Source organism: Lysinibacillus sp. PWR01, from assembly GCF_043359455.1.
GTDB lineage: Bacteria > Bacillota > Bacilli > Bacillales_A > Planococcaceae > Lysinibacillus > Lysinibacillus fusiformis_F.
In genome coordinates this window covers 45,867-58,552 of record NZ_JBHERJ010000047.1, presented here as the reverse complement: position 1 = coordinate 58,552, position 12,686 = coordinate 45,867, and the positions used below count along the sequence as shown (strand labels likewise).

The following is a 12,686-nucleotide window of genomic DNA, read 5'->3' as shown; positions in this document are numbered from 1 at the left end:
TATTTTGTCAATAACTAACTATTTTCCGTTTTTAGTTTTTAATATAAATGGCAAGCAACACTATGCCCTGACTTCACCTCCTTTAAAGCAGGCTTCGTTAATGAACATTCTGCCATTGCCTTTGGACATCTTGGATGGAATGGACAGCCTGTTGGTGGATTAGCAGGACTTGGTATATCTCCCTCTAAAACAATACGACTATTTTTCTTTCTCGGATCTGGCACTGGTATTGCAGAGATTAAAGCTTGTGTATAAGGATGCAACGGCTCATCATAAATATGTTCCTTATCGGCTATCTCTACAATATTTCCTAGATACATCACACCGATTCGATCGCTCATATGCTTGACCACACTTAAATCATGCGCGATAAACAAGAATGTTAAATCAAACTCATCCTGAAGTTCTTTTAATAGATTAAGAACTTGTGATTGTACAGATACATCTAAGGCTGAAACAGGCTCGTCTGCTATAATGAGCTTTGGTCTAAGTGCAAGTGCCCGAGCAATGCCAATACGCTGACGCTGACCACCTGAGAACTCATGAGCATATTTATAATAGGCATCTTCAGGTAAACCTACTTTTCTTAATAGTTCCATTACCTCGCCTTTTAATGATTTCAATGATTTGTTGCTGAAATTCATAATGGGCTCTGCAACAATACTCCCAACCATTTGCATCGGATTTAATGAGGCGTAGGGATCCTGAAATACCATTTGAATATCTTTTCGTATATCCCTTAAAGATCTCCCTCTCAGGTTTGTAATATCTTTACCGCCAAAGATAATTTTTCCATCCGTTGAGTCTAATAATCTTAAAATTGTACGTCCAGTTGTAGATTTTCCACAACCGGATTCCCCCACTAGCCCTAATGTCTCTCCATTTTTAATGGTAAAAGAAATGTTATCCACTGCTTTTACATGACCGACAGTATGCCTTAAAAAACCACCTTTAATTGGGTAATATGTCTTCAAATCTATAATTTCTAATAAGTTTTCCTTTTCTTGTTTTACGATTGTTTCATTCATGCTGTCAGCTCACACCCTTTCTAGTATCACAACTCTCATAAAGTAAACACGATACCTCATGTCCCTGATCTATAAAGGAAAGTTGCGGCGTAACATTTCTACAATCAGGCATAGCTGAAGGACATCTATCAACAAACCGGCAACCTATTTGAGGCATATTTTTTAACGAAGGTACAATCCCTTGAATGGTCGTTAATTTTTCAACTTCTTCATCGATTCTTGGTATAGAAGCCATTAATAGCTTTGTATAAGGGTGCTGAGGGTTGTGGAACAAATTATCTACATTTGTTCGTTCTACAATTTTTCCTGCGTACATAATGATTACTTCATCACACATTTCGGCTACGACACCTAAATCATGTGTAATAAGCACAATGGACATATCATTCTTTGCTTGAATTGTCTTTAATAAATCTAAGATTTGAGCTTGTACTGTCACATCAAGTGCCGTAGTTGGCTCATCTGCAATTAATAGCTTAGGTTGACAAGCAATGGCAATGGCAATCATAACCCTTTGTCTCATACCACCAGATAATTGGTGTGGATACTCATCTACAATTTGATCAGCTCTCGGTATACCGACTTGTTTTAATAAGTCAATTGCTTTACTTTTAGCCTCTGCCTTTGACATTTTAGAGTGATTTAAGATAATCTCTTGTATTTGTGAACCTATTGTAAAAACGGGATTTAAAGATGTCATGGGTTCTTGGAAAATCATACTGATATCTTTTCCTCTAATCTTATTCATGTCATCACTAGAATAATTTTCTATGTTTTTGCCTTCAAACTTAATTTCTCCGCCTGTAATTTTGCCAATCCCTTTTGGAAGAAGCTGCATAACCGAAAGTGACATGACACTTTTTCCACATCCAGATTCACCGACTACCCCAATAATTTGACCAGATTTGACTGAAAAAGAAACATCATCAACAGCATGATAAATCTCCCCATCTATATCAAAACCAGTTTTAAGGTTTTTCACTTCTAACATTAAGCTCATTTAATATCACACCTTTAATTTTTTTACTAAAAATCACTACATCCTTTATGTAAGCAACAGAAACATATGTCTAAAATGTATTCTTAAAGTAAAAGATGTAAAAAGAAATTAGCTTTTGGATTTCTTTGTAAGATTCAATATTCCGAAAAATGAAATCAAACGATGTTAAACTTATTTCAAAATTATATTAGCTAAAAAAAATATCAAATTTTAAAGAGAAGTCTCCATCACATAAAATTGACCCTTTTTTCCAAATGTAAAAGTAACTGGATCAGTATATAATATTCTGACAATTAGGCGTAATGCTATTTTATCTGGAAATAATACATTTAATCAAGTGAATTTTTACAATTCTTATAATATTCCAAATAAATCAAGCCATACAACTATGGCATTTCAAATTAGATACTTTAAAATTCATCACACTGAATATTTGTTCATTTTTAACTTTATTTGCCTAAAGTATCATTTTTTTATTTTATTAAAATAACGATAACCTACTTAATTGATCCACTCATTCTACGCCGAAATTTACTTTTATTTGGAAAACATGATTATAAAAGGATTTTAATAGTTTATCTAGTTCATAGAATGATACTAAATTTTCCGAATTATTATTAATGAATAATTTTATTTACTAAAGTACTAAATGAATGAAGTGTATTATATTACATTAAAAAAACAAATTATTTTTACAATTCCTTTAATCTATATGCCATACTTCTCTTCAAAGTTAACATCGTTAATTTCATTCTAATCACGTCGAATAAACACAAAAAAACAACTATCAACAAAAATATCGATAGTTGTTTCTATGCATTTACTCTCTTTTATATTCCAGTAACTCTATGTTTTACTACTACTTTTGCAAGATTACTGATTATAGCTCTCCAGCTTTTAACTTGCCATGCCACTCTTTTAAGAATGGAATATCTTCTTCTTTGATAGCACCTGATTCATTTGCTGCTTCAATTAGATAATCAAAATTTGTTAACGATACGTATTGAATGCCAGCCTCATCAAACGCTTGCTCAGCGCGTGGAAGATTATATGTGTAGACACAAACTACTCCTAATACTTCACAGCCAGCTGCACGCAATGCTTCTACTGCTGTAATGGAAGATCCACCTGTAGAGACGATATCCTCCACAACCACTACTTTTTGTCCTGCTGCGTATTTTCCTTCAATTTGATTGCCACGGCCATGCTCCTTCGCTTTAGAGCGTACATAAACCATTGGTAATTCTAAAATATCACTTACCCATGCTGCATGTGGAATACCTGCTGTAGCTGTTCCTGCTACAATTTCTGTCGCACCGAAGTTCTCTTTGATGACAGAAGCTAAACCATTTGCTAATTGTTTACGAATAACTGGATCGGAAATTGTTAAACGTGTGTCACAGTATATAGGTGATTTAATACCAGATGCCCATGTAAATAGCTCTGTTGGATTTAATTCTACAGCTCCTACTTTTAACATAGCGTGTGCAATTTCATTTTGTAATGTCATAATTTATGCCTCCCATAATTCACTTACGATTTTATACGCTGCTACTGGATCCTGTGCACCAGTTACAGCACGTCCCACAACGATGAGTGATGAACCATCACGTTTTGCCCCATCAGGTGTTGCAATACGTTTTTGATCGTGTGCAGCACCACCTGCTAGTCGAATTCCAGGTGTTACACGTAGAAACTCATCTCCACACGCCTCTGCAATCGCCTTTGCCTCATGCACAGAGCAAACAACACCTTGTAAGCCAGCTTGCTTTGTCAGACCTGCATAGTGCAGAACAGACGCTTGCAAAGAAAGAGCAATTTTTTGCTCTGCTTGCATTTGTTCTTCTGTTGTGGATGTTAATTGTGTAACAGCTATTAGTGCAGGACGTTCTTTGCCTGCAGGTGTTCCCGCTTCAAGTCCTTCTAGAGCGGCTTCCATCATAGGACGTCCGCCTGCAGCATGGACATTGACTAAATCTACGCCCAATTTTGCTAGACCCTTCATCGCAGAGCCTACTGTATTTGGGATATCATGTAATTTTAAATCAAGGAAAATATCATGACCTAAATCCTTTACTTTACGAACGATATCAGGTCCTTCTTGCATATATAATTCCATACCAATTTTCACGAAAAGAGGCTCATTGAACTTTTTAAGAAAATCGAATACTTCTTTTTCTCCTGGAAAATCTAGAGCTAGTATAGGTTTCGTATTCATCAACGATGGCTCCTTCCAATAATCTCTGTTATATTTTCTACACCTAATGCATCCAGCTTTGCTGGTAACTCTTCAATGATGTTTGGACAAACGAAATGGTCAACAAAGTTAGCAGTTCCTACTGCTACAGCTGAAGCACCTGCGGACATAAAATCAATGACATCCTGTGCTTCCGTTACACCGCCCATACCAATTATCGGAATATTGACAGCCTTGTACACCTCATAAACCATTCGTATTGCTACAGGTTTTACAGCTGGCCCAGATAGTCCACCTGTGCCATTAGCAATGACTGGCTTGCCTGTACGCTCATCTAAACGCATACCAACCAATGTATTAATCATCGTAATCCCATCTGCTCCACCTGCTTCAACAGCTAAGGCAATATCAACGATGTTCGTAACGTTTGGTGATAGCTTCACATAGACTGGCACTTCTGACACAGCCTTGACAGCCTTGACAAGCTCGCGTGCTGTAGCAGGATCTGTTCCAAATTGAATACCACCACATTTCACGTTTGGACAAGAAATATTTAGCTCCAATGCTTTGACATTCGGTGCTGCTGAAATACGGCGTGCTACTTCCACATAGTCTGCCGTCTCTGTTCCAGCGACATTCGCGATGATAGGTACATCATAATCCTCTAAAAATTTTAATTCCTCATTCATCACTTTTTCAATGCCTGGATTTTGTAGACCAATGGCATTTAACATCCCCGCCGCTGTTTCGGCAACACGTGGCGTTGGGTTACCTGCACGAGTTTCGACCGTTGTTGCCTTAATCATGATAGCACCTAGTTTTGACAAATCATAAAGCTGTGCATATTCACGACCAAAGCCAAAGCAACCTGAAGCTGGCATAATCGGGTTTTTTAAATCTAAGCCTGGTATTTGAATTGTTAAACGACTCATAGTGCCACCGTTCCTTTCGGGAAAACTGGACCATCAGAACATACTTTAACATAGTCTTTTTCAACTTGATCAGTTGTTTTACATACGCATGCAAAGCAAGCTCCAATACCACAGCCCATACGCTCTTCAAATGATAAATAGCCTTCTTTTTCAGGATAAAAGCCTTCTAATGCTCTTAACATTGGTAATGGACCACAGGAATAAAAAACATCAAACGCTGGTGCATGCGACTCTAAGACAGTTGTCACAAAGCCTTTTGTACCTTTCGAGCCGTCCACCGTCACATAATGCGTTTCACCAAGTGCACTAAATTCATCCTCATAAAAGCAGACATCCTCTGTTTGGAAGCCTAAAACATGGATTGTTTTCACACCACGAGCATTCAATTGTTTGGCTAGCTCATGTAATGGTGGTACACCAATGCCACCACCAACTAGTAGTGCTGTACCTCCTTCTTGTACCGCATCTACTGGGAAACCATTCCCAATTGGTCCAAGCACGTTGACCTGCTGACCTTCTCGATTCGTCGCCAGCACTTTCGTACCACGCCCCTCAGCACGATAGATCATTGTGAATTCGTTGTTGTCTTTATCAATATTTGCAATACTAATTGGTCGACGTAAAAGCGGCTCCAGTGAATCTGACACCTTTACATGGACAAACTGGCCAGGAGTCATCTCCTGAACCAGTTCACCATGAAGTGTCAGTTCGAAAATGTTTGTCGCAATTTGCTTTTGAGAGACGACCGTCATTTTCTCTTGACGTATCATATTAGTGTACTACCTCCGCTTTTGGCATTTCTTCTGCTGTAAATGTCATGGATTCGATGACACGTACCATTGCTTCTGCCGTATCTAAAGATGTTAGACAAGGTACGCCGTTTTCTACAGATTCACGACGAATTCGGAAGCCGTCACGAGCTGGTTGCTTCCCTTTTGTTAAAGTGTTGACAACAAGCTGAGCTTCCCCATTTTGGATAAGGTCAATCAATGTTTGTCCTTTCGCGCCAATCTTGCCGACAACATCTGTGCGTACGCCTGCTGCTTCAAATGCTTTTGCTGTACCTTCAGTAGCTACAATGCGATACCCTACTGTTGAGAAACGTTTTGCTAATGCGATTGCTTCTTCTTTATCTTTATCAGATACAGTGAATAATACTGTACCTTCAGTTCGAATTTCCATACCTGCTGCAACTAAGCCTTTATAAAGAGCTTTTTCTAATGTTGCATCTTTCCCCATTACCTCACCAGTAGATTTCATTTCAGGTCCTAATGTAATGTCTACACGACGTAATTTAGCGAATGAGAACACTGGTACTTTAACAAATACGCCTTTTTGCTCAGCTGCTAAGCCTGTTGGATAGCCTTGCTCTACAATGGATTTGCCTAGGATTGCTTTTGTTGCAATATTAGCCATTGGGATATTTGTAATTTTACTTAGGAACGGTACTGTACGTGATGAACGTGGATTCACCTCGATGACAAATACTTCGTTTTGTGAAATCACATATTGGATATTCATTAAGCCGATGATGCCTAGCCCCTTCGCAAGACGAGTTGTATAGTCAACTAATGTATCTTTTTGTACTTGTGTTAATTTTTGCGGTGGGTAAACAGAGATCGAGTCACCAGAGTGAACTCCTGCACGCTCGATATGCTCCATAATTCCTGGAATTAACACATTTTCACCGTCACAGATAGCATCTACTTCAATTTCCTGTCCTGTTAAGTAACGGTCTACTAATACTGGATGATCTGGAGATGCCTCTACCGCGTTTTCCATATAGTGCTGTAATTCTTCTTGGTTATAAACAATTTCCATTGCACGTCCACCAAGTACATAAGAAGGGCGAACAAGTACTGGGAAGCCTAGGCGCTCACCAATGACAAGAGCTTCCTCTGTAGAAACTGCTGTTTCTCCCTGAGGTTGTGGAATATCTAATTCACGTAGAGCCTGCTCAAATTTATCTCGATTTTCTGCACGGTCAATATCCTCTAAAGATGTGCCTAGGATTTTTACGCCATTTGCAGCTAATTTATCAGCAAGGTTGATAGCCGTTTGACCACCAAATTGAACAACAACTCCAATTGGTTGTTCTAAGTCGATAATATGCATTACATCCTCAATTGTTAATGGCTCGAAGTATAATTTATCAGAAATCGAGAAGTCTGTTGACACTGTTTCTGGATTTGAGTTGATAATGATGGCTTCATAGCCTGCTTCTTGAATCGCCCATACTGAGTGTACAGTGGCATAGTCGAATTCTACCCCTTGGCCGATGCGGATTGGACCTGAACCAAGTACCACAACAGAAGGTTTTTCTGACTTAATCGATTCATTTTCATCTTCATATGTCCCATAGAAATATGGTGTTTCTGATTCAAATTCTGCTGCACATGTATCGACCATTTTATAGACTGGAATAATGCCATGCTCTTTACGATAAGCGTAAAGATCTTCTGCTGTAGTTTCCCAAAGCTCAGCAATTTTCTTATCTGCAAAGCCTAAACGTTTAGCTGTTCGTAGTACTTCTTTGTCATTCTTATTATCAGCAAGCGTTTGTTCCATATCCACGATATTTTTAAATTTATTTAAGAAGAATAGATCGATTGCTGACCATTCATGAATTTGCTCAATTGTTACACCTCGACGTAAAGCTTCACCGATGAAGAATAGACGCTCATCCCCAGCTTTGCGGATACGTTTTTCAATCCAAGAATCTGAGTTTTCCTCAGCATGTTTTAACTCTAAGTGTACTTGACCTGTCTCAAGAGAACGAACTGCTTTTAGCATAGCTTCCTCAAAAGTACGACCTAACGCCATTACCTCACCAGTAGCTTTCATTTGCGTACCAAGATTACGTTTAGCAGATTCGAATTTATCGAATGGCCAGCGAGGAATTTTAGCTACGATATAGTCCAGTGCAGGCTCAAAGCAAGCATATGTTGATCCTGTTACAGGGTTTTTAATTTCATCTAACGTTAAGCCTACTGCAATTTTAGCTGCTAGCTTAGCAATTGGATAGCCTGTTGCTTTTGATGCTAATGCAGATGAACGAGAGACACGTGGATTTACTTCGATCACATAGTAATTAAAGCTATATGGATCAAGTGCTAGCTGTACGTTACAGCCACCTTCAATTTTAAGTGCACGAATAATATCTAATGATATATTACGTAGCATTTGGTTTTCTCGATCCGACAGTGTTTGCGTTGGTGCTACAACGATTGAGTCACCAGTATGAATCCCTACTGGGTCAACGTTTTCCATGTTACATACGACAATCGCATTGTCAACCGCATCACGCATTACTTCGTATTCAATCTCTTTATAGCCAGCGATCGATTTTTCTAATAGACATTGCGTCACAGGTGAATATTTTAAACCAGATGTCACAATCTCTTCTAAGTCTTGATCGTTGTAGCAAATACCGCCCCCTGTACCGCCAAGTGTAAAGGCAGGTCGAACAATGACAGGGTATCCAATTTTCGCCACAAATCTTTTCGCTTCATCTAAGTTATGAATAATATCAGACTCAGGAACTGGAGCTCCTAGCTCATACATTAAATTACGGAATAAATCACGGTCCTCAGCTTTATGGATTGCATCTAATTTTGTACCAAGAATTTCAATCCCAAGCTCATCTAGAATACCTGATTTGTCTAATTCGATTGCCATATTTAGACCCGTTTGACCACCAAGTGTTGGTAAGATCGCGTCTGGGCGTTCTTTACGTAATATACGAGATACAAAATTAAGAGTAATTGGCTCAATATAGACTTTGTCAGCAATTTCTGTATCCGTCATGATTGTAGCAGGGTTTGAGTTGATTAAAATAACGCGGTAGCCCTCTTCTTTTAATGAAAGACAAGCTTGTGTTCCTGCATAGTCAAATTCTGCTGCTTGTCCGATAACAATTGGGCCTGAGCCGATTACTAAAATAGTTTCAATATCTGTACGTTTAGGCATGTTGTTTCCCCTTCCCTGCTTCTACTTCCATCATTTCGATGAATTCATCAAATAAGTGGTTTGAATCTTCTGGTCCTGGTGATGCTTCTGGATGATATTGCACTGTGAAAATTGGATATTTCTTATGACGCACACCTTCACATGTTCCGTCATTTAACGCGATATGTGTTAATTCTAAATCAGTATCTTTTAAGGATTCGATGTCGATGGCATAGCCATGGTTTTGTGATGTTAAATCTGTACGACCTGTGCGTAAATCTTTTACTGGATGGTTACCACCACGGTGTCCAAATGGTAATTTAAAGGCTTTCGCTCCACTCGCTAAAGAAAAGATTTGGTGACCTAAACAGATACCGAACATTGGCACTTTTCCAATTAAGTTACGTACCGTTTCAATGCCTTCTTGAACATCTTCAGGATTTCCTGGTCCATTCGATAGCATGATGCCATCTGGATGCCAAGCTAAAATTTCCTCAGCTGGCGTATTGTAAGGAACTACTAGCACATCACAATCACGTTTGTTTAATTCACGTAGAATACCATGCTTCATTCCATAATCAATCAAGACTACTCGTTTACCACGCCCTGGAGATGGATAGGCAGCTTTTGGTGATACTTCACGAACATGGTGCGTAATGGCTGGCGTCGCTTGTAATTGTGCCACAATTTCATCCACATTTACTTCTTCATCAGCAGCTGTCAATATCGCTTTTACTGATCCTTTACTGCGAATAATACGTGTTAATTTTCGTGTATCAATCCCCTCAATTCCTGGGATATCCTTTGATGTCAAATAGTCAGCTAATGTTAAATCACAGCGGAAATTTGAAGGGTTTTTAGCCAGTTCACGTACAACGAATCCACGAATGGCTGGTGTAATCGATTCAAAGTCATCACGGTTAATTCCGTAATTACCAACTAAAGGATAAGTTAATGTGACAATTTGTCCATAGAATGAAGGATCTGAAATCGTTTCCTGATAACCTGTCATCCCTGTTGTGAATACAACCTCACCTTGTGAAGCGCGCTCGCTACCAAATGCTGTACCTGTAAATACTGTGCCATCTTCTAAAACTAGTAAACGTTTTTTCATTACTCTGCCTCCTGATATACGATATTGCCTTCAAAAATCGTTAGTACTGGCCAACCCTTTGCCACCCAGCCGTTGAATGGTGTATTACGACCTTTTGATACAAAGCCTTCTGCATCAATCGTTTGTTCTTTTTGAATATCAATTAAAATCATATCAGCTGAAGCGCCTACTTCTAATGTGCCATATGGCAGATCAAAAATCTCAGCTGCTCTCACTGTCATCCAATCAATTAATTGTTTTAACGTCCACTTTCCTGTTTCTACAAATTGTGTATAAAGTAGTGGGAAAGCTGTTTCGAAACCTACAATTCCAAATGGTGCGCCAACCATTCCGCAGCATTTTTCTTCTACAGTATGTGGCGCATGATCTGTTGCGATGCAGTCGATTGTGCCATCAAGTAGTGCTGCATGTAGAGAATCTTTATCATCAGCTCCACGTAATGGTGGATTCATTTTCCAATTAGCATCATCAGATGGAATATCCATTTCTTCTAGTAATAAGTGATGTGGACAAACCTCTGCTGTGACACGAATTCCTGCTGCCTTTGCATCCCTTACCGCACGCACAGATTCCTTCGTCGATACGTGACAAACATGGTAACGAGCGCCAGCTGCTTCTGCAAGTAGTACATCCCGTGCAATTTGTACGGATTCACAAATGGAAGGTATTCCTGGAAGGCCAAGCTCTTTATTACGCTTTCCTTCATGCATCACGCCATCATAGATTAAAGAGTTGTCCTCACAATGTGCCACAACGACCATATCGTGCTTGGCAGCATCTTTCATTTGCTCATACATCGTAGAGGCCAGCTGAATGCCAACACCATCATCTGAAAATGCTACTGCTCCATGTGCTTTTAATTCTTCGATATTTGTTCGAACCTCACCCGATATATCCTTTGTTAGGGAACCATATGGGAGTACTCGAATAACAGAGCTGTCCTCAATGAGCCCATTAATGAGCTGCATGTTTTCAACCGAATCAGGTACTGGCTTTGTATTAGGCATTGCACAAATTGTTGTAAAGCCACCTTTTGCTGCTGATGCCGAACCTGTTGCAATGGTTTCCTTATGCTCAAATCCTGGCTCTCGTAAATGTGTATGAACATCGATAAAGCCTGGTGCCACAATCAAACCAGTTCCTTCAATCAGCTCTGCACCTGCTACAGTCACATCTTGACCAATTGCCGTAATCTTTCCGTCTGCCATTGCAATATTGACTGTCTCCAGTTCACCTTGTTCATTTAGCATTTGTACATTTTGAAGTACCTTTGTCATGTTATTCTCTCCCCTTTAAAATGGTTTCCATAATAGCCATCCGTGTGTAAACACCATTCCGCACCTGTTCAAAAATTCGAGAGCGATCACACTCTACTAACTCAGAAGCAATCTCGACATCACGATTTACGGGTGCTGGATGCATGATAATGGCTGATTCTTTCATTTGCTTTTCTCGTTCAATCGTTAAACCAAACTCCTGATGGTAACCCTCTTTCGAGAAGCTTTTATTCACTTTATGACGTTCATGTTGCACACGAAGTAACATAATGACATCACTTATTTCGATTAAATTTTCCCATGAATGATGCGCTTCAAAACCGCCAGACCATTCTTCTGGACAAAGGAAATGAACATTTGCCCCTAAATTTTGTAATGCTGTTGCATTTGATTTCGCTACTCGACTATGAGAAATATCTCCAGCAATTGTGACATTTAACCCTTCAAAATAGCCAAACTCTTTTTTGATGGTATAAAGATCCAATAAGGATTGTGAAGGGTGTTGCCCAGCACCGTCCCCTGCATTAATAACTGCTACATTAATACCGTCCAGTAGCTCATTGTAATACTCATCTTCTGACGCTCGAATGATGACGGCATCTAAACCAATCATTTCTAACGTTTTGACAGTATCGTACATCGTTTCCCCTTTCGTAACACTCGAAAACCCTGCATCGAAAGGGATAACATGACAGCCAATTTTGTATTCTGCCATTTCAAAGCTTGTTTTTGTACGAGTACTTGGTTCAAAGAATAAATTGGCCACTTTGTGTGTGCGAGATAACGATGATGTTTCACCATTTTCAAATGCTTGCGCAAGATCTAGGATTTGGTTAATCTCTTCTGTTGTTAAATGTTCCATCGATAATAAGTTCTTCATCATGTGACCTCCATTAGGTTGTGAGTCGTGAACGTCTTATGTATGACGTTCTTTAAGTCAATTTCGCCTTGGCGTAATTGCGTACGGATTTTGAATTGGGCTTGCACAATTCAAAATCCGTGACAACCGCCAGAGGCTTTATCTTCAATCATCCTCTTTCTTAAGGTGATGATTGAAGATAAAAAAGGCCCCGTTGATGTCATCAACGAGGCATGAGGAGGCGTGACAAACTACAGCAAGACATACATCCTACTTCAGCCTGTCCACAACTTCCCTTTTTTTGCCTCTCTGGACAATTCATTAAAAGGTA

Annotated in this window: 10 protein-coding genes; all 10 read right to left on the bottom strand. The window is 39.2% G+C overall.

What is annotated here, in order from left to right; translation table 11 throughout:
• Positions 1 to 38 precede the first annotated feature (38 nt).
• Positions 39 to 1,028, bottom strand: coding sequence for an ABC transporter ATP-binding protein (locus ACEVFT_RS07720; protein ID WP_205441882.1), 990 nt, complete (start codon positions 1,026 to 1,028; stop codon positions 39 to 41).
• Positions 1,029 to 1,032: 4 nt separating this feature from the next.
• Positions 1,033 to 2,028: an ABC transporter ATP-binding protein gene (locus tag ACEVFT_RS07715; RefSeq protein ID WP_393949115.1), complete on the bottom strand. Its 996-nt coding sequence runs from the start codon at positions 2,026 to 2,028 to the stop codon at positions 1,033 to 1,035.
• A gap of 880 nt (positions 2,029 to 2,908) precedes the next feature.
• The gene (gene pyrE / locus ACEVFT_RS07710; RefSeq protein ID WP_016994265.1) at positions 2,909 to 3,538 is read right to left on the bottom strand and encodes an orotate phosphoribosyltransferase; all 630 of its coding nucleotides are present in this window, start codon (positions 3,536 to 3,538) and stop codon (positions 2,909 to 2,911) included.
• 3 nt (positions 3,539 to 3,541) lie between these two features.
• Positions 3,542 to 4,246 carry an orotidine-5'-phosphate decarboxylase gene (pyrF, locus tag ACEVFT_RS07705; RefSeq protein ID WP_205441880.1) on the bottom strand — a complete coding sequence of 235 codons (705 nt, stop codon included), beginning with the start codon at positions 4,244 to 4,246 and terminating at the stop codon, positions 3,542 to 3,544.
• A complete protein-coding gene (locus ACEVFT_RS07700) occupies positions 4,246 to 5,157 on the bottom strand; it encodes a dihydroorotate dehydrogenase (protein WP_342442660.1) in 912 nt (303 codons plus the stop codon). Before ACEVFT_RS07700 ends, pyrF begins: the two co-directional genes overlap by 1 nt.
• Positions 5,154 to 5,927: a dihydroorotate dehydrogenase electron transfer subunit gene (locus ACEVFT_RS07695; protein WP_205441879.1), complete on the bottom strand. Its 774-nt coding sequence runs from the start codon at positions 5,925 to 5,927 to the stop codon at positions 5,154 to 5,156. The genes ACEVFT_RS07700 and ACEVFT_RS07695 overlap by 4 nt, the downstream gene beginning before the upstream one ends.
• 1 nt (position 5,928) lies before the next feature.
• The gene (carB, locus tag ACEVFT_RS07690) at positions 5,929 to 9,126 is read right to left on the bottom strand and encodes a carbamoyl-phosphate synthase large subunit (RefSeq protein WP_393949113.1); all 3,198 of its coding nucleotides are present in this window, start codon (positions 9,124 to 9,126) and stop codon (positions 5,929 to 5,931) included.
• On the bottom strand, positions 9,119 to 10,219 hold the full coding sequence (gene carA / locus ACEVFT_RS07685) for a glutamine-hydrolyzing carbamoyl-phosphate synthase small subunit (protein WP_205441877.1): 1,101 nt from the start codon (positions 10,217 to 10,219) through the stop codon (positions 9,119 to 9,121). Before carA ends, carB begins: the two co-directional genes overlap by 8 nt.
• On the bottom strand, positions 10,219 to 11,496 hold the full coding sequence (locus ACEVFT_RS07680) for a dihydroorotase (RefSeq protein WP_393949110.1): 1,278 nt from the start codon (positions 11,494 to 11,496) through the stop codon (positions 10,219 to 10,221). Before ACEVFT_RS07680 ends, carA begins: the two co-directional genes overlap by 1 nt.
• A 1-nt stretch (position 11,497) precedes the next feature.
• A complete protein-coding gene (locus tag ACEVFT_RS07675) occupies positions 11,498 to 12,376 on the bottom strand; it encodes an aspartate carbamoyltransferase catalytic subunit (protein WP_205441873.1) in 879 nt (292 codons plus the stop codon).
• Positions 12,377 to 12,686: the final 310 nt, after the last annotated feature.

What these genes read in the sequence shown, in the direction of transcription:
- pyrE (WP_016994265.1), bottom strand. Translation starts at nt 3,538, where the DNA reads ATGACATTACAAAATGAAATTGCACACGCTATGTTAAAAGTAGGAGCT.
- ACEVFT_RS07675 (WP_205441873.1), bottom strand. Translation starts at nt 12,376, where the DNA reads ATGAAGAACTTATTATCGATGGAACATTTAACAACAGAAGAGATTAAC.
- ACEVFT_RS07715 (WP_393949115.1), bottom strand. Translation starts at nt 2,028, where the DNA reads ATGAGCTTAATGTTAGAAGTGAAAAACCTTAAAACTGGTTTTGATATA.
- carB (WP_393949113.1), bottom strand. Translation starts at nt 9,126, where the DNA reads ATGCCTAAACGTACAGATATTGAAACTATTTTAGTAATCGGCTCAGGC.
- ACEVFT_RS07700 (WP_342442660.1), bottom strand. Translation starts at nt 5,157, where the DNA reads ATGAGTCGTTTAACAATTCAAATACCAGGCTTAGATTTAAAAAACCCG.
- ACEVFT_RS07720 (WP_205441882.1), bottom strand. Translation starts at nt 1,028, where the DNA reads ATGAATGAAACAATCGTAAAACAAGAAAAGGAAAACTTATTAGAAATT.
- ACEVFT_RS07695 (WP_205441879.1), bottom strand. Translation starts at nt 5,927, where the DNA reads ATGATACGTCAAGAGAAAATGACGGTCGTCTCTCAAAAGCAAATTGCG.
- carA (WP_205441877.1), bottom strand. Translation starts at nt 10,219, where the DNA reads ATGAAAAAACGTTTACTAGTTTTAGAAGATGGCACAGTATTTACAGGT.
- pyrF (WP_205441880.1), bottom strand. Translation starts at nt 4,246, where the DNA reads ATGAATACGAAACCTATACTAGCTCTAGATTTTCCAGGAGAAAAAGAA.
- ACEVFT_RS07680 (WP_393949110.1), bottom strand. Translation starts at nt 11,496, where the DNA reads ATGACAAAGGTACTTCAAAATGTACAAATGCTAAATGAACAAGGTGAA.